The sequence below is a fragment of the uncultured Veillonella sp. genome, assembly GCF_900545795.1.
Taxonomy (GTDB): domain Bacteria; phylum Bacillota; class Negativicutes; order Veillonellales; family Veillonellaceae; genus Veillonella_A.
Genome location: NZ_URAR01000008.1, coordinates 68,516 through 92,271, shown reverse-complemented (window position 1 = coordinate 92,271; position 23,756 = coordinate 68,516). Strand labels below are relative to the sequence as shown.

The window sequence follows — 23,756 nt, the reverse complement described above, 5'->3', positions numbered from 1 at the left end:
AAAAATATCTCCTACAAGAAATACCATTCGAGCTTGACGAGAGGTTTTCGGTAGGAGATATTTTTGTTTTACTTCACTTATTAAAAATCTAGGCGCCAGAATGAGCACCTAATTTTATGTACCTGGGTCCCAAATCTTAGGTATATAAAACTCTTTGAATAACTTTATCGCATACTGATCGGTCAATCCCGCCACATAGTCCACAATATCAGTCAACGACACTATATTATCATGGCCTACTTCACTGCGCAGGAGTTCAGGATTTTCTAAATAATAACGGAACAAGTATTTTACCACATGAGCGGCGCGATTTCTATCAGGAATCAATGTAGGCGCCATATATACATGTTGGAACATGAACCGTCTAAAAATGTTCATCACATCGGTCACATCCTGTGACATGCGAATAGAGTCTTTGTCAGTTGATTCGCGCACCATATCCATAACCATGGAAGTAATCATAGCCGATGGTGTAGTGCCCAAAACTTCACGGACTTCGCTAGGCAAATCAGTTACTTCTAACATGCCGGCTCGCTGTGCGTCATCAAAATCATGACACAGATACGCGATGCGGTCTGCTAGGCGAATAATCTGTCCTTCCATAGTAAGAGGAATATGACTGCCAGTATGTCCTAAAATGCCATCCCGCACTTCCTTAGTCAGATTAAGGCCAGCGCCATTTTTCTCTAGCACTTCCAACATGCGTAAGCTTTGCTCATTATGATTAAAATGCCCCACCATATCACGCAAAGCATATTCACCTACATGTCCAAAAGGCGTATGTCCTACATCATGCCCCATAGCAATAGCTTCAACTAAATCTTCATTCAATTGTAAGGCGCGCGCCACGGTACGACCAATTTGGCCCACCTCTAGGGTATGAGTCATACGCGTTCTATAATGGTCACCAGGAGCAATATAGACTTGTGTTTTATGTTTTAATCGACGAAAGCATTTACTGTGAATAATACGGTCACGGTCCCTTTGAAATGCGGTGCGCAGAGGGTCGAGAGGCTCCTCCCGGTCACGCTTAGCTAAGCGACTTTTAGCCGCCCTTGGAGATAATATAAGCTCTTCGCGCTCTTCAATTCGCTCTCTCACTTGCATTTCTTAGGTCCCCCTTTCATCAATACAATAACTTTGCTTCAAACGTTCATCAATACCTGATAATAAAAATTAGAATTTTACTTGCTCTTTAAAACGTTTAGCCATTAATACATATTTTGCCCAGTAATAAAAAATGTACATTACAAAATAACAAAACAACAGCGCTTAAGAGCTCTAAAATATACTAAAAAACTTCTATTATCTTGCACTCTCTTGTTGCTTATTTCGCTCAATAATTTGCATTACAAAAGAGGCTGTTTCTTCAATGGATTTATTAGTCACATCAAGAACAGGGCAATGAACACGGCGCATAACGGCGCGTGCGTATTCAAGTTCTTCTTCAATGCGGCTAATCGTAGCATAATTCGCTTCTCTATCGAGCCCCATTGTGCGCAAGCGTTCACAGCGAATATTATTTAGCTTATATGGATCAATAATAAGGCCTACCACTTTCTTTGGTGGCACTTTAAATAATTCTTCTGGCAATGGCACTTCTGGTACCAATGGCAAATTGGCCGCTTTAATTTTCTTATACGCTAAGAACATGGATAAAGGCGTCTTACTCGTACGCGATACACCAATAATTACAATATCTGCCTTTTCAAAGCCTGATGGATTTTTACCATCATCGTATTTTACGGCAAATTCAATGGCCTCAACCTTTTTAAAATACTCTTGGTCTAATTTATGAACCATACCTGCCGTTAAACGTGGCTTAGTGCTTACTACACTATTTACGGAGTCTAAAATAGGCCCCATAATATCGACCGCCTGCACGCCCATAATTTTAGCTTGATTGTGCAAATATTGGCGTAATGTAGGCGACACGATAGTGTGACAAATTACATTATTATCTTGCGCAGCTTCACGCAATACATCATCAATTTGAGACTCTTGATTAATATAAGGAATACGCACAATATCAATATCTTCTTGGTCAAATTGACTGGCTGTAGCACGTGCCACAGACTCTGCCGTTTCCCCTAAAGAGTCGGAAATTGCAAAAATAATCTTATTACTCGCCATATTACACCTCTTTATGTAATCTAAAAATATATAGCTCTAATCTATTATAATTCAAATATATACTATTCTAAGTAATCTCATACTTAATAAAATAATCCTCTTACAATGTATCTTACTTAAAATTATACGCAGAAAGTTGGAAAATATGCAACTATATAGGACATACTCATTTTATTCTTGTGCAAATTCAAGCAATAATTTGGTAATAGTTGTTTTAGATATACGCCCCAATACTTTATAGCGTTTACGATTCCCCTCCAGAACTTCCTCTAGTACCGGCAAACAATCAACCTCATAATCCACCATATGTTGGGCTGCTTCAACGACAGCATCATCGGCACTACAGCCAATGATTTTACTAGTAGGCGTCATAATCATGGAAATAGGCATAGATTTAGGATCATTTTTACCCAAGGCAGCGCGCAACAAGTCCTTGCGCGATACGAGGCCCACTAAAAAGCCCTCTTCACAAATTAAAACTGTCCCCACATCTTCCGTGAACATAGTAACAATTGTGTCATACAAGTTTGTCGTAGGCCCCACGGCCACAGCTTGAGCCATTACATCATGCACCTTGTACTGCTTTACTTCACTGGCAACGGGATTGACGCCTTGATTTCCTACAAAGTAATAACCCACTTTTGGCCTCGCATCGAGCAAGCCCATCATGGTCAGTACAGTTAAATCAGAGCGCAATGCGGAACGAGTCACATCTAAACGACTGGCTATGACTTTCCCCGTAATGGGCCCGTCATTCTTTACAATCTCAACAATCTGCTCTTGTCGATTGGTTAATTGCAAAGTGTACACCTCCCTTATAAAAAACAGGAGGCCCAAAGAGCCTCCTGCGTGCTTATTAGCAAATTACCATTCTAATTCATTACCAACAGAACGGCCACGGCCAGTTACAGCGTCAAGCATCATGCGTTGTTCTAACTGAGCCACCATTTTCTTAGTAGATTTTACAGCATCTGGGTTAACAGAGATGGAGTCAATGCCACTGCGCACTAAGAATTCACAGAATTCAGGATATACGCTAGGTGCTTGGCCACAAATGGATACTGTTTTACCATCGCGATGTGCTACTTCAATTAAGTGATGAATAGCACGGCGAACTGCTAGATTACGTTCATCATAAATATGTTGTACTGTTTCATTGTCGCGGTCACAACCTAAGATTAACATAGTTAAGTCATTGGAGCCAATGGAGTAACCATCAACATATTGGTTAAATTGATCCGCTAAAATAATATTGGAAGGAATTTCTGCCATGAGCCAAACTTTGAAGTCAGCACTACGTGCAAGACCATTTTCAGCCATTACGCGAGTTACTTCAGCTGCTTCTTGTACTGTACGACAGAATGGAATCATCACTTGTAAGTTTTTGAAACCATACTCTTCACGCACTTTGCGAATCGCTGCTAATTCTAATTGGAATGCAGGTGCATATTTAGGGTCATAATAGCGAGATGCACCGCGCCAGCCAAGTAGAGCACTGGACTCATGAGGTTCGTGTTTGTCGCCACCAGTTAAATCGCGATATTCGCTAGATTTGAAATCGCTAAGGCGAAGCACAACTTGGCGTGGAGCTAAGGCTTGACACACTTTGCGCATACCTTCAGCTAAAGTATCAATAGCAAATTGACTGCGACCAGTTTCAATTAAATGTAATGGATGTTCATGGATGAATGTAGTCCAAATGAACTCTTCGCGCATAAGGCCGATACCATCACATGGAAGAACACCGTATTTTTCTGCTAAATCTGGGTCACCTAAGTTCATGTAAACTTTAGTGCCAGTAACAGGGATAAATTCAGTCGCTACTGGAGCTGCCGCTGCTGCTTCTTGTTTTACAGCATCTTCAAGAATACCTTCATATACGATACCATTAGTAGCATCTACAGTGATCATTTGACCGTCTTTAATTTTTACAGTCCCTTCTTCACTGCGGCTCTTAGTACCAACGATACAAGGGATGCCAAGTTCACGGCTTACGATGGACGCGTGACAAGTCATACCACCAGCATCAGTTACAATAGCTTTTGCTTTTTTCATTGCTGGAACCCAGTCAGGTGCTGTCATAGTCGTAACTAGGATTTCGCCTTCTTTGAAGCTATCAATATCAGCTGGGTCTAAAATAACATGTGCCTTACCAGCTACTTTACCAGGGCTTGCTGGAAGACCTTTTACAATAATTTCGCGAGTTGTAGTTGTTGCACCCATAGTTGCCTCCGTTTTTGCTGGTTTTTCTTTGCGGGACCATACAGTTTCTGGACGAGCTTGTAAAATCCAGATTTTACCATCGCGCTCATCTACGCCCCACTCCATATCCATGTAGCAACCATAGTGTTTTTCGATTGCTTTAGCATATTTAGCAAGTTCAAGAACTTGTTCATCTGTAAGCACTTGTGCTTTTGCTTGGTCAGCAGGAATTTGAATTTCTTCACAATCACCTTCTGGCTTACGGATTAATGCTACGTTTTTATCATTAATCATGCGATCTGTAATCGTCATGCTTTGTTTATCTACGGTGAAGTTATCTGGTGTAACAGTACCTTGTACTACGTATTCACCAAGGCCCCAAGAGCCTTCAATCAAAATGCTGTCATCATTGCCATCTACAAGATTCACTGTAAACATAACGCCAGCTGCTTTGGAGAATACCATCATTTGAATCGCTGCACTTAACGCAACAGTCATGTGGTCAAAGCCTTGTTTTACACGGTAGTATGTAGCGCGGTCAGTAAATGTGGACGCATAGCATTCTTTTACTTTTTGGATTACTACATCGGCACCACGAACGTTTAAGTATGTATCTTGTTGACCTGCAAAGCTAGCATCAGGCAAATCTTCTGCCGTAGCACTGGAACGAACCGCTACGAATGGATTGGCTTCGCCAACTTTTTTGCCTAATTCATCATAGGCTTTTTCAATCGCATCAGCTAATTCTTTTGGCATTTCAGCATCAACAATTAATTTGCGAATATTAAAGCAAATTTCACGGAGTAAAGCAGAGTTTTCTACATCATCTAATTTGTCTAACTCAGCTTTAATTTTTTCTTCTAGGCCAGTTTGTTCCATAAAGAACCGATAGCCATGTGCTGTTGTTGCATAACCATAAGGAACTGGTACATTTGTAGAAGAAGTCATTTCACCAAGAGAAGAGGATTTACCGCCAACTAGCGCTACATCTTCACGTTTTAATTCATCAAACCAAAGTACATATGCATTTTCACGATTCATTATATGAAACCTCCTAAGAAAAGAAATACATCAATTGATTAAATAGTACAACACATTTAAAATTAAGTCAAGCAATTTGCTATACAATTTATATTTCATTTCCTTAAAAGTATATCTATATTCCCTAAATAAAGCACAACAAAAGACCGCCACTCTTGGAGTGGCGATCTTTTTTAACTTGCTATGAAATTTTTAATTCACTATAGACTGTGCTAGCATTATGTATATATGTTTTACAAATTATACTAGCTCATTTACATACAAACACATAATTTATTATATATTTGTTTACAATCTCTGTACGCACATTTTTAATTGTGCTGCACTATTTAACATTTCAATATATGTGTTGCACTATTTCCATTGAAGTTTAATAAATTTACGTTTACCAACTTGCAAGACCATATCATTTTCAAGGGCTACAGTTTCTTCACTGCATTTTTCACCATTGATTTTGAAAGCCCCGGCTTTAATAGAGCGACGTGCTTCACTGTTACTAGCAGTAAGACCGGCATCAGTTAATAACTGAGGAATGTATACAGGCTCGGTTGGCGCTGCCATTTCATAATCTGGAATATCGGTTGGTAAGGCATGCTTTTGGAATACGCGGATAAATTGTTCTTGCGCTTCATTAGCCGCTTCTTCACCATGATACAAGCGTACAATAGTGTGCGCTAATTTCATCTTTGTATCGCGAGGATGCACTGTACCATCTTCTAATGCTTTGCTCAACACTTCTTGGTCTTCAATAGACATATCGGTTACTAACATGAAGTAGCGCATCATAAGCTCATCAGGAATACTCATTGCTTTACCATACATTTCAGTAGGTGCTTCACTGATGCCGATGTAGTTACCAAGGGACTTACTCATCTTTTGAACGCCATCAAGACCTTCTAAGATTGGCATAGTAATAATACATTGAGGGCGTTGGTCAAACTCGCCTTGTAAATGACGACCTACTAAAAGATTGAAGGTTTGATCGGTACCGCCAAATTCCACATCTGCTTCCAAGGCTACGGAGTCATAGCCTTGCATCAATGGATACATGAATTCATGTACCCCAATAGCGCGGCCTTCAGTGTAACGTTTTTGGAAATCATCGCGCTCTAACATACGCGCTACCGTGTATTTACCAGCAAGCTTCAATACTTCTTCAAAGGAAAGTTTGCTCAACCATTCGCTATTATAACGGACGATAGTTTTTTCTTCATCGAGAACTTTGAAAATTTGCTCCTTATATGTAGCCGCATTGCGCACCACGGCTTCTTCATCAAGTGGCGGACGAGTAACACTTTTACCAGATGGATCACCAATACGAGCTGTAAAATCGCCAATGACGATAATAATTTGATGCCCTAAATCCTGGAATGTCTTCAACTTGCGAAGCACTACTGTATGACCTAAATGAATATCTGGAGCCGTTGGATCAAGACCGAGCTTAATCTTCAAAGGCTTGTTAGTCTCAATAGACTTAGCTAAATTCTTCTTAAACTCCTCTTCTGGAAGTAAAGTGTCTACACCATGCTGTATAAGTCGCATTTGTTCTTCTAATGATTTCAATTCTATTCCTCCTCAAATAGGCTTTGTAAGCTAACGAGATTTTTTACTCGGCTTCTTATCCGTATCTTCGTCTTTAGATGACTCTTTATTAGAGCTATCCTTATCATCGCTTACAGAGCTATTATCTTCATCTACCTTCTTATCTTTGTCTTTCTCTTTATCCTTGTCTTTGTCCTTATCTTTATCCTTGTCCTTAGGCTCTTCTTTTACTACTGGCGCATACCCTTGATTTGCAATCGCTGCCGCTCCTGGTGGCACAGTAAAGTCAGAGGCTGGTATTTCCATGTCATGTAAAGCTTGAGACATAAAGTCACGCCAAATCACAGCTGGCACAGTACCACCGGTGATGCCATCAAGCGTTTCTACACCAAAGTCATCACCGAGCCATACAGCGGCCACTAAATCTGGGGTATAGCCTACAAACCAAGCATCTTTGGACTCGTCTGTAGTCCCTGTTTTACCAGCAGCTGGGCGACCAATACTAGCGCCACCACCAGTACCACTTTGGACTACTGATTCAAGCATGCTAGTCAATACATACGCATCTTTAGCATCTACAACGCGTGTTTCTTCTGTGCTATTTTCTTCCACTACTTGACCATTGCGGTCTACGATCTTAGTAATAGCTACTGGTGCTACTTTTACACCGCCATTCGCTAAAGTACCATAGGCAACAGCCATATCAATAGGGCGCACCCCTTCTGTTAAACCACCGAGTGCAGCGGCCAAGTTATTGTCATTTGGGTTGCCAGAAGTTACTAATGTGGAAATTCCCATATCATTAGCTAAGTTCAACACTTTACGCATGCCTACTTTATCAGCTAATTGAACAGCAATTGTATTTACGGAATGCTGTAAGGCATAACGCAAAGTCATTTGACCAGAATATGTACCTTCATAGTTCTTTGGACTCCAACCATTGAAATCGATTTTCTTATCTTCCATTACGGAGCCTGGGGTCATACCATCTTGAATAGCTGCCAAATAAACGAATGGCTTAAATGCAGAACCTGGTTGACGAACAGCCATAACGGCACGGTTAAAGGAGTCATCACCACGACCACCTACCATAGCTACAATATAGCCATTGTGTGGATTAATCGCTATTAAAGCGCCTTGAGGCTGATGTAATCCATTTTCGTCTTGATAGAAAGTTGGCAAGTTTTCCATAGCTTTCACAGCTGCTTCTTGCGCCTTCATATCAATAGTTGTATAAATCTTAAGACCATCTTTGTAAATTGCATCATCGCCATATTTTTCAGCTACTTCAGCAATTACATAATCAATAAAATAGGATGCATTATTATTGCTATGAGATGTTTCAGCCTTTTCACGAAGACCTAAATCAGCATTTTTTGCCGCATCAGCAGTGGCTTGGTCAATATACTCATATTTAACCATTTGGCCCAATACGATGGCTTGACGATTTTTCGCCGCCTTCAAATTATTAAATGGTGAATAATAATTTGGACTTTGTGGTAAGCCAGCAAGCACAGCACATTGCGCTAAATCTAAGTCCTGTACATTTTTACCAAAATATATATGCGCCGCAGCTTGCACGCCATAGGCACCTTGGCCAAAGTAAATTTGGTTCATGTACATTTCTAAAATTTCCTGCTTCGTATAATGTTGCTCAATACGAAGGGCCAACATGGCCTCCATAATTTTACGCTTTAACGTACGGTCCTGCGTCAAAAAGGCATTACGCGCCAATTGCTGAGTAATGGTACTACCACCTTCAGCTACACCATCATGGGCAATATTTACCCAAATAGCACGCATAATCCCGATGGGGTCAATGCCGTGATGACTGTAAAAACGAGCATCTTCCGTAGCGATAAATGCATTTTGTAAATTCTTAGGCACTTCTGACAATTTCACCGGCAAGCGATTTTCTGCCGCATGCACAGTGGTCATCAAATTACCATGTACGTCATAAATTTGTGATGACGCCGCAGGTTTCACATTGGAAACCTCTGGTAAATCTGACATAGTAGCACCTATAAAACCACAACCAGCACCAGCCACAATGATTATAATTAAAGTAATTGTAATCCATAAAAATCGTCGCCAAGGCGATTTTTTCTTCTTCTGTGGCTTACTTGGTATATTCCTTCTTGTTTGTCGTCCTTTTGACGAACTTTGTAAGCTCATACGACACCTCTCATTACGTATATAAAACGTCATACACCGCTTATTATAAGCTTTTCACTTATTACTTGTCTACTTATTATATCATACTATAGCACGAAAATGACCCTAGTGTTAGCCACCAGGGTCATTTTTAATTTATTAATTTTATCAATTCAATTTTTATGGTAATTTATTGATTTACTGTAGGTCCTAACATGGCCTTATCATACTCTTAATATTCACTCATCTTCGGCACCTCAGCGCCTCAATACCTATTTACATGTATCACTCAATGAATTGATTACTTTAAGTACACAATAGTTGCACCAGCGCCACCCTCATCATAGCCAGCAATCTCAAAACGGCTAATATGAGGTAAATGTTTCAAATACTGATGAATACCAGCTCGCAAAGCGCCCGTCCCCTTGCCATGAACTATGCGCACTGGCGAAATGCCAGCCATAATAGCTTGGTCAACAAAATGACCCACATTTTGGTTCGCTTCATCTACCGTCTGGCCAATCACATTGAGCTCAGTAGTGGCATGTTTTTGACGCTCCACAGCGGAACCACCAGCACGCTTGCGTGGCTTAGGTTGCACTGCTTCTTGCTTGCGTTTTAAATTATTTACTTCTTCACGACTTGCCAAGGCTAAATCACTGACTTTTACATTCGCAGTCAAGCCATTTACTTCGACTTGAATACGCTTGCCTTGAAGCGAAGCAATCGTGCCCGTAGAGTTAAGGCTCGTAACAAATACAGTTTGCCCCACTTTCAAATCTTCTAACTTCACAGCTTCCCGTTTTTCAAATTCAATTTCAGGCACGGCTACACCAGAAATGTTTTTGCGTGCCTTAGTAATGGCCTCTTGACGCTTGTCTTTATTCGACTCGGAGAACTGATTCTTAAGCTGTTTAATAATTTGTTCCCCTTCTACACGAATGGACTGCTTCATGCTCTGTGCTTCTTCTTGAGCCTTCGTCAAAATCTGCTTGCGTCGATCATTGATTTTCTTCTTTTCTCGCTCCACATACGTGCGATTGCGACGAGCCTCTTCTAATTCCTTCTTAAGCTTGCGCTCCTTTTCTTGATTGCGACGCAATTGTTCATTTAAATCGCTCAGCACAACTTCCATATCTTGATTAGCAGCGCCTTCACGTTGCGTCTTAGCATAATCAATGACTTCCCTAGGAAGGCCTAAACGAGCTGCAATGCTAAAGGCATGGGAACTACCAGCCACACCTATATGAAGGCGATACGTTGGACGTAAGGTGCGCTCATCAAATTCCACATGGCCATTTTCAATGCCATCAGTGTGATATGCGTAATTTTTAAGTTCATTGTAATGCGTGCTGACCATCATCAATGGACCACGTTTGCGGAAGTATTCTAAAATAGCGACAGCCAAGGCACTACCTTCTTCTGGGTCTGTACCAGAACCTAATTCATCAAGTAGTACGAGGTCCTTAGGGCCAGCTATTTTTAAAATCTTCACCACTTGTGTCATATGAGCTGAGAAAGTACTAAGACTCGCCTCAATACTTTGTTCATCCCCAATATCGGCGTAGATATTATTAAAAATAGGTAAAATAGACCCTGTATCTGCCGGAATACATAAACCTGCTTGGTTCATTAAACTCAACAAACCTAGCGTCTTCATAGCCACTGTTTTACCACCTGTATTAGACCCCGTAATAAGTAAAATCTTATACGAAGTACCTAAGATAATCGTCGTCGGCACAACCACATTCGGTGGAATCAATGGATGGCGAGCATTGAGTAATTTGACCTCACGTCCACCAGAGAGCTCCGCTGGATGGGCCTTCATCTTCATAGCTAAGGAAGCCTTACCATACACAAACTCTACATGAGATACGCGTTCACAGGCATCCATTAACGTATTGCTATCCTTGCGCACAGCCATGGACAAGTCCTTATAAATGCGACGCACTTCCTCTTCTTCAGCCATGAGTACTTCTTGTAAATCATTATTTAGATTCACTAGGCGCATTGGCTCAATATAGAGCGTAGCACCTGTTGAGGAGCGGTCGTGAATTAAACCTTCAAAAGCATAGCGATATTCTTGCTTTACGGGAATTACATAGCGATTATTGCGCTGTGTAACAATGGCTTCCTGAAAGTATTTCTGATTATCGGGGTCATGTAAAATGGCCTGAATATCATGCTTAATGCGATCCTTCGTGCGCACAATAGTATTCCGCAGATTTTGCAATTTAGGGGAAGCAGAATCCATCAAATTCCCTTTTTTATCAAATACCCGGTCAAATTTACGCTCCAATCCATCATGGCGTGGCATATCTTGAATCCAAAGCGAGAGCAAAGGATAATGCATATATTTAGTGGTAAAAAATTGATACATGCGTTTATACGCACCAATAGTTGTATAAATATCCCATAACTCTTCATGGGTTAATACTATTTCTTTACGGCTTTTAGAGCAGGCTTCACGAATATCACGCGTGCCCCCTAAAGGCTGTTCAATCTCTTGTTGCCAAGAGTGCAAAGCTTCAACAGTCTCATCTAAGGCCGTTTTTATGTCTACACCATTTGTTAGGGACTCTAGCTCTAAAGCTAGTTCTTTGGCAATCTTCGACGAGCAATGTTCAGCTAAGCGCTCGCGAATGACAAAGAAATCTAACAATTGTAAACTATTATTCATAAATTACTTCATTCCTCCTAAAACTAATTGTATAAAAACATTTAAGTCTAATATATTTAATAACTAGAAAATCCCTTTAAAATAATGACCTCTAGTAATAGGTAAATCCTCATGTTTTGGTGGTACTGGTAAATTGCCCTTACTAATCCCCATATAATTATACACGGCCTCGCGAATCCACGCCTTGCTCTGTTGGCGACCATCAATCCGCCAAGTGCGTATAGGCTGTTTTTTCAACTCTGGCACATAAGCTCTCATATCTAGCATACGACTGTTCATAATATGCATGCGGCAGTATGGGTCTGTAAGAATAGGGAACTCTTCGCCAAAGCGATCGCGCAAAGCATAGCCATTTTTTAAACATGGCGCTGGACAATTCGCTTTACAGCCAGTGCCAGCAAAGCTACTTATAGCACAATACTCCGTAATCATGAGCTCTGTCAACCCGTGCACAATACACTCCACTGAAATCGGCGAAGATTTGGCAATCTTAGCGATTTGTTTCAAGGTGAGCTCTTGAGATAAAACAACTTCATGAAGGCCTAAATCAGCCACTTGTTTAACGGCTTCTGCATTAAACAATTGCAAGCTACTTTCCCCTTCTACCGGTCCTGTATAACCCAGTTCAGCTAACCACTCTAAGGCACCTAAAAAATGTATGCCCACAGAATCGGGCTGAGTCTCTACAATATGGCGCAAAGTCTCTTTATATACGGCTACTTCCTGCTCCTTTACAACGCGTGGCGTGCTCAACGTACAAGGCACCTTTGCCGCTTTACACAGGCGCACCACTTCTTTATAAACTGATGATTCATAGGGCTTGCGATTCAGTCGGTCACCACCGAAGATAATCTTTTGTGCCCCAGCGTCAAGAGCCGTTTCCACCTGCCATAACTCATCTAGCTGTACTGAAATCCGTGGTTCAACTCCCTGACCCTTTTTACGTCCTCCAGAAAGATTTTCTTGAGAACTTACGTGTGTTTCAAGCGTTCCTACTACTAACGGATGGGCTTCAACATACTCATCTATGCGCTGAGAAATAGTCTTTAAAATATGAGCTAATACGGCCTCATGACGCTCTAATAATTTCCCTTCAAGGGCGACTACAGCATCACGGCGCATTTGATTTAACACGCTAGAAGGCCACATATAGGCTCCTTCTGGTATATGCACATTATCAAGGTCAAATACAGTAGTCCCTAATCGGCCTAATTGCTCACGCACTTTTTCCGGTGAAGTAGGCTTTTTCTTTGCCAATTGCAATTCATAGTCTACCGCCTCCACCGTAACAGTTAAGATTTCTGGAGAGTCAGACACTTTGCTAGCTTCACCAGGCGCTGCATAGAGACGCTTATCACTATTTACAGTACCGGTTACATCTACTAAACAAGTTAAACTTGGCACTGCTCCTTCTGCGCCATCTAAGTACATTTGCAAAGAATATTTTCTACTAAAATCTTGCAAATTATCCCACACTGTAGTTTTGGGGCCGCCCTCACTAGGGCCAATGCGCTTACCCCGGTTACCAGGCGCTACAGCGGTAATCATATTGCGACTTACTGTATCGTCCAATAAATCCGTAGAAAAGCCGCGATTAAAACCGGCTTTCAAATGTTCTTGATCGCCTGCTACCGTTTGGCCTTCACGATCTATAATTTGACGATATGTACCAATTACCTCACGCACATAGGAAGCTTTTTTCATGCGCCCTTCCACTTTAAACGACGCCACACCAGCTTCCATAAGCTCTTTTATATGCTCGCTATAATTTAAATCCTTAGGGCTCATAATATAAGTTTCATCAGGGGCATTCACTACCTCTTTACCATCGCGCAAGAGTTCATATGGCAAACGGCAAGGCTGTGCGCAAGCCCCACGATTCCCACTGCGGCCACCAATGAAACTACTCATTAGGCATTGTCCGGAATAACATACACAAAGAGCGCCGTGAACAAAGACTTCAATCTCCGCCTCTGCATGCTTACAAATATATTCAATTTCTTTTAAGCTCATTTCCCGTGCCAACACAACACGAGTAAAACCCATGCGTTCTAAAAATTGCACAGTCCCTAAATTAGTCGCTGTTAATTGGGTACTGCCGTGAAGATGTAATTTAGGCGCTACTTGTTTCGCCAATCGAGCGACGGCCAAATCTTGCACAATAATCGCATCTACACCAATTGACTCCAAGTCTTTTAAATAGGCTGTTAAATCACTTAACTCCGCATCGCCAATTAAAATATTAACCGTAACAAACACACTGACTCCCAATAAATGAGCCAGTCGTACGGCTTCTCGCAAATTATCTATATCAAAATTAGCTGCACTAGCTCGCGCATTAAATGATTTACCACCTAAATAAATGGCATCAGCGCCAGCTTCCAAAGCAGCCATAAAATTTTCTGCTGTTCCTGCAGGTGCTAATAACTCCATGGTCCCTCCTTAAGGGTTAATTGTATACTCACTTTATTTTATCTAGTTGAACTCTACTCACTTTATCTTATCTATTTGAGGTCTACTCAATTTATATTATCTATTTGAGCTCTTCTCACTTTTATTATCTATTTGAGGTCTATTTTTATGTCTACATTATATTATACCAAAAATCTACATTTCTTTTATATGTCTCTTTTTGTAAGTCACAGGTTCTTAAATATTGCAGTTACTCTTTTATAATGTACCATATAAAAGAAAAAGACTGTAGGCCCGAGGACCTACAGTCTTGTTACTCTTATGGAGCGAGTCAAAGAGAATAGTTTATTATACTGTTACACCAAGACGTTCCATTAATAAGCGAATTTGTTCGCGTTGTGCTTCTAGCTCTTGACGTTGTGCTTGAAGTTCAGCTTTTTGACCAGCTACTTCTTGTTTCAACGTTTGATTTTCTGCATTGCTTGCAGCTACAGAATCTTTCAAGGAACTATTTTCTTGTTCAAGTGCAGATACTTTGTCATCAAGAACTGCAATTGTGCTCAATGGAGCTTTACGATATTTTTGTTCGTATTTGTTTTCGTCTCCATCAGCGCCTAGACGAAGGGATACGCCAACATTGAACATATTTTCGCTGCTACCGAAAGAGCCACCTACACTGAACATTGTGTCATCATTTGGACGGTAGAAGGCACCAATCGCCATAGCTTGTTTGCTTTGGAATGTACCAATACCTGCTGCGATAGATGTTTTTTCACCATTCGCAAATTCCATTGGATGAAGTGCTGCCATAGCAGCTGCGTGAGCACCAATAGCATTCATTCGGTTGTTAAGAGTATGTTTTACTCCATTTAATTGACCTACATTAGCTGCATCAGTTGGTAATACGCCTGCCCCTACATTTTGGATGCGGTTGCCATTAGCATCAATAACTGGTGCTAATACATTGCCATTTGCATCTTTAGTTGCTGGAGTTACTGTTAATGCGCCTGGTACATTAAGGCCATTGCCAAAGTCTACTGGAGCACCATCTTTACCAGATAAGCCATTTTGATTGATGGTTACATATGTATTGCCTTTGTTGTCACCAATTGTAATGCCTTCTGGACCAACTTGAGTTTGGTTGCCCGCTGCATCAGTTACAGTTGTACCTTCTGGTTTTAAGGAAGAGCTGTTACCTTTGCCGTCGCTAGTTGTTACATCGCCAGCTTTAGTATCAGTCTTATTACCATCGCCATCAACAATAGTATTGTTAGTTGGTGTAGATGTATTTACATTACCTTTACCATCATCAAGGGTATTGCTACTTGGAGTGATTGTATTGGTATTGCCTTTATCATCTGTTAAAGTTGCACTATCGCCACCATATACAGCTTTACCATCTTTACCATTAACAGTTAAACCATCTTTACCATCAAGGCTTACTTTGTCGCCAAGTTTGATGCTGCCATCGTTGCCAAGATTGATATCTTTGTTAAGTTTAACTTCTAGGCCATTGCCAGCTTCATTAGTTACAACGCCAATATTGCCATCAGTCAATGTAGCATCTTCAGCAGCATTACCTTTAATGGATAATGTAGAGCTTAATGGACGATGAACATCATCACCACGGTCACCAGCGAAGTCTAAGCCAGCTTGTGCCAAGGCTTGAAGATCACCTTTAGTAGCAATCTTAGATAAATCAGCGCCTTCTGCGTCTAATAAGCCACCTGTACGGTTGCCATTATCATCTGCTTTACCGCCAACTAAATCTTTAGCTTCATCAGCACCGATAGCTTTCGCATCATCACCTAATTCACGACCTAACGCACTGTTATCAGTATTAGATGTAATAGCTGTACCTTCTGCTTCAGCAGGAGTTGCTGGTGTAGCTGGTGTAGTTCCATCATCTTTAGAAACTGGTTTACCATCATCACCTTTTACAATATTGCCATTGTCATCTTTCTTGATGTCATCAGCTTTATAGTAATCATCGCCTACTTTAACAAGTGGGTTGCCATCTGCATCGGTTACATTGCCATCTTCATCAGCTTTATAGTAATTGCCGTCGTCACCTTTAACAACTTTATCACCATCTTTATCAACAATGCCTACACCGCCGGCACCGCCAAGTTGATTTTGTAAATCTTTGAATTGTTTGTAATTTACAGCATCATTATCATCAGTAGCATCGCCAACGCCTTTAACTTGGTTACCACCATTATCAAGGCCTTTGTCTGTTAAGGTTACGTCTTTACCTTTTTCAGGTGTAATTGTAATACCGTCTTTACCGATTACAGTCTTACCATTTTCACCATCTTTACCTACAGTAATACCATCACCTTTCACAGTGGTTGTATTACCATCTTTGTCCTTAGCTGTTACGCCATCAGCATTTACAGTCGTGTTATTGCCATCTTTATCAGTTACATTAACACCATCTGCATTATATACAGCATTACCTGTTTCTGCTGGTGTACCTTCAGTTAAATCAGCAGGATTACCGTCTTTATCTACATATGTATCACTTGCTGGATCATATGTTAAATCTTTTAAGTCCTCTGGATTATACCATTTACCATTGTCGCCTTGAGTCAATGGATTGCCGTCTTTATCAACGATGTTACCAGCATCATCAGTTTCGTAATTAGTTGTAGTTACGCTACCATTTGGTAACTTAACATCTTTCGCTAATTTAATAGCTAAGCTATCTTTACCATTGGCTACTACACCGATGTTACCAGCTGTTAAGTTTTCAGTATCAGCTTCGCCATATACAGTTAACTTTTTGCTCAATGGACGATGTACATACGTACCTGCATCACCATCAAAGTCAAGACCAGCTTGTGCTAAGGCTTGTAAATCGCCTACAGTAGCTAATTTGCTTAAGTCAGCACCATTCATGCCTAATAAGCCATCGTTACCGTCTTTGCCATCGCCACCAACTACAGCTTTAGCTGTGTCTTCGTCAATAGCAGGGGTCTTGCCAGTATTAGGATTATCAGAGCCATCACCATTAGTGCCAGTTGGCAAGCCTAAACCACTCTTATCAGCATCAGATGCTAAGGCAGTATCACCAGTTGCAGAGGATGGGGCTTCTTCAGCAGGGTTACCATCAGGTGTAACCATGTTACCTTGGTCATCTTTTTCAGTGCCATTTGGATAGTATTTACCATCGTCACCTTTAACGAGTGGGTTACCATCTTTATCTACTGGATTGCCATTTTCATCAACTTTGTAGTCATTGTCACCTACGGAAACAACTTTATCGCCATCTTCGTCAACTTTACCTAAGTCATCAGCAGCGCCTACTTTATCTGCTAAGTCTTGCACTTGACCTAATGTAGCCGCATCAGTTGGTTTAGTGCCAGGGCCTACATTGGAGATTGGGTTGCCACCATTATCAAGGCCTTTATCTGTTAAAGATACTGGAGCCTTAGTCGCGCCATCTTCGCCATTAGCTGGTGTAATAGTAATGCCGTCTTTACCTACTACAGTCTTGCCGTCTTTACCGTCTTTACCTTCTACAGTTAAGCCGTCTTTACCGATAACAGTCTTACCGTCTTCACCATCTTTGCCTGCTACAGTTATACCATCTTTACCAAGGGAGGTTTTGCCTAATTCTACTGGCGTACCTTCAGTTGGGTTAGCAGGATTACCATCTTTATCTACATATTGGTCATTAGCTGGATCATAGGTTAAATCTTTTAAGTCATCTGGATTGTACCATTTACCATCATCGCCTTGTGTCAATGGATTGCCATTAGCATCAACTACATTGCCATCAGCATCTGTTTGGTAATTTGGTGCTGTTACACTACCATTTGGAAGAACAATATCTTTAGCTAATTTAATAGCTAAGCTATCTTTACCATTAGCAACTACACCAATATTGCCAGCTGTTAAGTTCTCTGTATCAGCTTCACCATATACAGTTAACTTTTTGCTCAATGGACGGTGTACATCATCACCTGTGTCACCAGCAAAGTCTAAACCTGCTTGTGCTACAGCTTGTAAATCCCCTACAGTAGCTAATTTGCTAAGATCTGCACCATTAGCGCCAAGTAAACCATCTTTACCTGGGTCTCCATCTATGCCATTGCCGCCAACTACAGTTTTAGCTGTGTCTGCATCAATTGCAGGAGTCTTACCAGTGTCAGGATTATCAGAGCCATCACCATTAGTGCCAGCTGGTAAGCCTAAACCACTATTTGGAGCTTCAGTTACTGCAGAAATAGGATTTTCTGAAGTGTTAATTGGAGCCACATCTTTACCATCTTTATCTACAGGTTTATTGTTATCATCTAACTTAGTACCTGCTGGATAATAGTTATCACCGATTTTAACAACTTCATTACCAGCGCCATCAACAAGTTTAGAACCAGAATTACCATCAATGCCATCTACTGCATCTTTTAAGTCTTGGTATTGTTGGAAGTTCACTGCATCAGTTGGTTTAGTACCAGGGCCTACATTGGAGATTGGGTTACCACCATTATCAAGGCCTTTATCGGTTAATTTAACCGCTTTATCTGGATCAAGAGCTGGTGTAGCTGGCTTGCCAGATGGATCTTGGAATGTGCCATCAGGTTTTTGTGTTAATGGATTGCCTGCTGCATCCACTACATTGCCGTCAGCATCAGTTTTATATGGAACAGCTGTTACACTGCCATTTGGAAGAACAATATCTTTAACAAGTTTAATTGCTAAACCTGTTTCCTCATTAGCTACAACACCAATGTTGTTGTCAGTTAATTTAGTTACATCAGCACCACCAGTAACAGCTAATGTTTTGCTCAATGGACGATGAACAGTTACATCTGCTGTATCACCAGTGAAGTTTAGACCTGCTTGCGCTACCGCTTGTAAATCACCAACAGTAGCTAATTTGCTAAGATCTGCACCATTAGCGCCAAGTAAACCATCTTTACCTGGGTCTCCGTCTTTGCCATTGCCGCCAATAAGGTCTTTAGCTTGATCAGGAGTAATTGCCTTAGCATCGTCACCAAGAGGTAAACCTAAACCACTATTTGGTGTAGTAGTACCTACAGACACAGGAGTTTTTACTTCTTCTGCTGGTGTTTTGCCATCCGGTTGAACTGGGTTGCCTTGAGCATCAACAGTCGTTCCTTCTGGATAGTATTTATCGCCAATCTTAACTACTGGATTACCTTCACCATCAACATATGTTACGCTGCCTGCACCAGATTGAGCTAAATCAGTTAATGCATCATTAACAGCATATAATTGGGAACCATTGATTGCATCTGTAGAATCAGCGGAAATACGACCTGCTGCTACATTAGTAATAGTACGTTGTTCAGCGCCAGCTTTACCAACAGACACAGTACCTACTGGAGTTCCGCCTGCAAAGTTTACAGTTTTACCTGCAATAGTAGCACTTGCTGTGCCAACAGCTTCGTCAGTTGTTGTGTTGGAACCGAGAGCTACGGAGTTTTCTTGAGAAGCTTGAGCACCTTTACCTACTGCAATAGCATTAGTAGCAGTAGCTACAGCACCAGTACCTGCTGCAATGGAATAATCTGCATCTGCTGCAGTACTTGTATTTACTTTAGTTTCTAATGTATATACAGTACTACCATTTTCATCTACAGTAGCAACGGAATTTGTTGTAATATCAGCACTACCAAGAGCTAATGCTCCAACACCTTTAGCACGAGTTGCAGTACCAAGAGCAATAGCATTGTCAGCTGTAGTATATGAACTTACACCAATAGCTTGAGAGAAGTTACCATTTGCATATGCACCAAAACCAATTGCATTACTCATAAGCTGTCTGGAGTTAGCATAAGTACCAATTGCTAAGGCACCCGCCTGTTGTGCATGTGCTGAAGTACCTAAATGTATTGCTGCAGGTGCACTACTGTTTTGCGCTGTATAAGAGGTAATATCTTCAAAATCACGAACTGCTAGAGCTTTAAATGTATCATGAAGGTTAGTAGTTGTTTTATTAGCATCAGATAATGTTACAACTGTACTGCCAGCTGTTTTTATATCATCGCCACCAATACCAATAGAAGATGCTCCATAAACTTTCACATCAGCCCCAAGAGCTATACTTTGATCGCCTGAAGCTGTAGCCTTACCACCTATTGCAATACCTTCACCTGCTGTAGCAACCGAACTTGTACCAATTGCAATACTTCTTGTTGCGGTAGAACCTTCTGGTGCTTTTGCAATAGCGTTTCGACCAATTACAATACTGTCAGCTTCAACAGCTTGAGAATTATGACCTATACCCACTGCATAATTTCCTACAGAGCTAGCAGAGTACCCCATTGCAATAGAGCCACGGCCAGAAGCAGTTGTACTTAAGTTAACTGTAACAGTACTCTCTGTGATATTGCCATTAGAGTCAGCAACCTCCACTGTACTATTTGAATTTACTGAACCACCAATAGCAATTGCCATAGCATTATCAGCTTTACTATGAGCACCTAAAGCAACTGAGCCACTTCCATTACTTGTTGCTTCATAGCCCATCGCAGTCCCTTTATTTACTGCAACTGCAGAAGAGTAACCAACTGCAGTACCGCCAAATCCATCTACATCACTTAAATAGCCAATACCAATACCCCAAGTTGGAGTTACTTGTGCCGCACTACCAATAGCAATAGAATTTGTTCCTGCTGTAGTTTGTCGTTCAATATGGAGAACACCATTTCTTTCAACTTCACGAGTAACACTGCCTAATGCGATACTACCATAACCAGTTGTTAATGCAGCATTCCCCACCGCAATGGCGTTGTTATTTCCATACGCATTATTCGATAGATTTGTAGTTTGAGCACCAGCACCAATTGCAATTGTATAGTTGCCACTAGCGACGGTATTTAAAGTACTACCATCCGACTTAACATATTGTGCACCTATCGCAATAGCGGAGTGACCACTTGATTCTTGACTACTGTCTATTGTTGCATGTTTACCAATAGCTATCCCATTATTAGCTAAAGATTGTGCACCTGAACCAATTACTACTGCATCAGTTGAGTTAGTTACTGCACCTGTACCTAATGCAATAGATCTAACACCACCAGCTTTAGTCGTCATAGTATTAACTGTTGAATCAGTAACATAACTTACTGTAGATTCGCCAGTAGTAGCATCTGTATTTACAGTAGAATCAACAACTGAAATATCTGTTTTATTATAGGAACCGCCACCAATCGCTACTGCACTACTTGCAGAGGCAACAGTATTACTACCTACTGCAATAGCATCATCTGCTGTCGCTGCAGTGGAAGATGCTCCAGTTAAAGTTTCTTGATTATTAGCGTCAATGATTGGTTCAGAACCACCTATTGCAATAGAGCGATTTCCCTTTGCAGTTGCTATAGAACCAAGTGCAACAGCAGAATCTCCTTGTGCTTTAGACCAAACACCTATAGCGGTAGCAAACTTTTTATTTGCACCACCTGATTGACCTACTACTATAGAGCGGTCACCGGAAGCATTGGCTGCAGCTCCCAGTGCTAATGCCATCTTGTTAGTCGCTTGAGCCCCTGCACCTAAAGCTGTCGCTTGAGATTTATTTGCTTTAGCATTAGGACCAATAGCTACGGACAATTCTTCTGAAGTACTAGCAGTAGAGCCAATAGCAATACTACCACTACCTGTTGCGCCAGCCTTATCCCCCACGGCTATTGCTGCATTTGCAGTTGCTGCAGCTTGACGGCCAATGGCTGTAGTATATTGATCATATGCATGTGCATTATCACCAATTGCAATCGCACTAGATGCAATAGCTGTTACAACTGTGCTTTCTTTTCCCTCTGCAGTAGTTACTGTAGAAGTTTTTGCTTTGGCCTTAGCAAAATTACCTAATGCAACAGCATTAATAGAATCTGCTTCTGCCTGGTCACCAATAGATACGGCAGAACGTGCAGCTGTACTTGAGTTAACACCAATCGCAATGCCGCTTACGCCCGTTACGCCTGCAGTACTACCAATCGAAATACCATAACGCTGTGTTGTTTTCGAATTATAACCAATAGCAATACCAGATGATGAATCAACTATTTTTTCAGATGGTGTTCCATCTGGATTAGTAGCCATTGTGCCACCTTTATTGATATCACTTAGCTCAGAGTTTAATACTTGAGTGCCAGACCCTATCGCAATTGAGTTGGTACCTTGTGTAATCGTTCTTTTATCAACTGTATTTGCCCCTTCAATAGAGCCACCAATGGAAATAGAACGAGTTCCTTCTGCTAAAGTATTAGCACCTAACGCAATAGTTTTATACTCACTAGCAGTAGCGCCTGGACCAAGTGCTGTAGCATAAGTCTTAGTTCCAGTTGTAGTATATACGGTGCTTTGTGTAACTTTACCAGTTTCATCTAAGATTCTTGTAATATATGGAGTACCGATGGCCATATTGTAGCTAGTCTGTGCTGTAGCGCGATTCCCGATAGCAATCGTTTGCCCTTTTTCTGCTTTTGCCCCTTGGCCAATAGCCACACTATATTGTTCTAGAGCTTGTGCTGCGCCACCAATAGCAATAGCATCACCAGTTCCGCTAGTTGCTTTTGCCGCATTACCAATAGCAATCGAATTTAAATGTGGAGCTTCAGCTGCATCATCCCCTGTGAGACCCTTATTAGTAATAGCAATACCTTCCTGACCTGTCACAGTCGATGCCTCAGCTTGCACAACCTGTATGCCCACGGCTGACGTAGCCACGGCAGCTAATACAGCGGCTGTTAACACACTGCCTTTTAAGCCACTTACACGGCTTGATGTAGTACTTTTTGTATGGCTCTTCGCCAATTCAGATGCTACTACATAGCAGTTCTTAGTACGACTCCAAATAATCTTGTAGATCTTATTCACGCACTATCCATCCCTTCTTAATCGTAAAGTCTAGTTCTTAAATACTGACTTTACATAACACAAAAATAACAACACATAAACACAAAAATGATTCAAAAAAATTTATAACTCTTTATCCATACTCTCTTTCTCAAGTTTTTTCTATAAGAACCCCCTATCAAAAACATACCATTTCGTCTTGTATATGTAATCACCTATGTGTACACAATAGACAAAATATCACAAAAAAAGACCCATTCATGAGAATTCTCACAAATGGGAGCTTCCATGATCGGCATGTTTGTACCAAAAGACAAACCAAATATTCTATATAGAAGCTTGTGTATTCTAAATAAAATAACACTTTAAATTCGCCACTTAATCTACCACTCATAAATACATAAAAATAGATTAAGGATTTTTTCATTACCTATAATATAAAACAACCTAAGTCATTACACAGTTTTTCTTCTATATTATAAATAAATCATATCACAAAAGCCCCCCCCACAAGACATTTCTTGTATATTTTCTTTAATACTCTCACCTTATTTTCATCTTTTATTTTTAAAAAATTTCCATTATTAAAAATGAGTTTCGCTTTCAACTCTAAAAGTTCTTATTATATCCACATTTCTCATTCTATATCATTTAAAATTTCCATCATCATATTTATTAAACTAAAAGTTTTACAAAAATATTACAAAAAACTCCTACCTTAAATACATCACATTAATTAATATAATGGATTTTAATATTC

9 protein-coding genes are annotated in these 23,756 nt (G+C 40.7%); all 9 read right to left on the bottom strand.

Translation table 11 applies throughout. The features are described from left to right. Positions 1–114 precede the first annotated feature (114 nt). Entirely contained in the window at positions 115–1,107 is a 993-nt protein-coding gene (locus QZR90_RS05400; protein ID WP_295789616.1) for a deoxyguanosinetriphosphate triphosphohydrolase, read from the bottom strand. Between the two features lie 198 nt (positions 1,108–1,305). Further along, the gene (locus tag QZR90_RS05395) at positions 1,306–2,133 is read right to left on the bottom strand and encodes a pyruvate, water dikinase regulatory protein (protein WP_295789614.1); all 828 of its coding nucleotides are present in this window, start codon (positions 2,131–2,133) and stop codon (positions 1,306–1,308) included. A 171-nt stretch (positions 2,134–2,304) separates the two neighbouring features. Beyond that, entirely contained in the window at positions 2,305–2,934 is a 630-nt protein-coding gene (locus QZR90_RS05390) for a helix-turn-helix transcriptional regulator (protein ID WP_295789612.1), read from the bottom strand. A 63-nt stretch (positions 2,935–2,997) separates the two neighbouring features. After that, on the bottom strand, positions 2,998–5,376 hold the full coding sequence (gene ppsA, locus QZR90_RS05385) for a phosphoenolpyruvate synthase (RefSeq protein WP_295789610.1): 2,379 nt from the start codon (positions 5,374–5,376) through the stop codon (positions 2,998–3,000). Positions 5,377–5,730: 354 nt separating this feature from the next. Beyond that, positions 5,731–6,939, bottom strand: a complete 1,209-nt coding sequence (tyrS, locus tag QZR90_RS05380; RefSeq protein ID WP_295789608.1) for a tyrosine--tRNA ligase — start codon at positions 6,937–6,939, stop codon at positions 5,731–5,733. A 30-nt stretch (positions 6,940–6,969) separates the two neighbouring features. Beyond that, positions 6,970–9,093, bottom strand: a complete 2,124-nt coding sequence (locus tag QZR90_RS05375; protein WP_295789606.1) for a transglycosylase domain-containing protein — start codon at positions 9,091–9,093, stop codon at positions 6,970–6,972. A gap of 280 nt (positions 9,094–9,373) precedes the next feature. Next, on the bottom strand, positions 9,374–11,752 hold the full coding sequence (locus QZR90_RS05370; RefSeq protein WP_295789604.1) for an endonuclease MutS2: 2,379 nt from the start codon (positions 11,750–11,752) through the stop codon (positions 9,374–9,376). A gap of 63 nt (positions 11,753–11,815) precedes the next feature. Further along, positions 11,816–14,185 (bottom strand): DUF3656 domain-containing protein, encoded by a 2,370-nt coding sequence (locus QZR90_RS05365; RefSeq protein WP_295789603.1) that lies wholly within the window; start codon positions 14,183–14,185, stop codon positions 11,816–11,818. 327 nt (positions 14,186–14,512) lie between these two features. After that, positions 14,513–23,017, bottom strand: a complete 8,505-nt coding sequence (locus tag QZR90_RS05360) for an ESPR-type extended signal peptide-containing protein (RefSeq protein WP_295789600.1) — start codon at positions 23,015–23,017, stop codon at positions 14,513–14,515. Between the last annotated feature and the right edge of the window lie 739 nt (positions 23,018–23,756).

Excerpts from the sequence above, each read along its gene's own strand:
- QZR90_RS05400 (WP_295789616.1), bottom strand. The coding sequence starts at position 1,107 with ATGCAAGTGAGAGAGCGAATTGAAGAGCGCGAAGAGCTTATATTATCT.
- QZR90_RS05395 (WP_295789614.1), bottom strand. The coding sequence starts at position 2,133 with ATGGCGAGTAATAAGATTATTTTTGCAATTTCCGACTCTTTAGGGGAA.
- ppsA (WP_295789610.1), bottom strand. The coding sequence starts at position 5,376 with ATGAATCGTGAAAATGCATATGTACTTTGGTTTGATGAATTAAAACGT.
- QZR90_RS05375 (WP_295789606.1), bottom strand. The coding sequence starts at position 9,093 with ATGAGCTTACAAAGTTCGTCAAAAGGACGACAAACAAGAAGGAATATA.
- QZR90_RS05370 (WP_295789604.1), bottom strand. The coding sequence starts at position 11,752 with ATGAATAATAGTTTACAATTGTTAGATTTCTTTGTCATTCGCGAGCGC.
- QZR90_RS05365 (WP_295789603.1), bottom strand. The coding sequence starts at position 14,185 with ATGGAGTTATTAGCACCTGCAGGAACAGCAGAAAATTTTATGGCTGCT.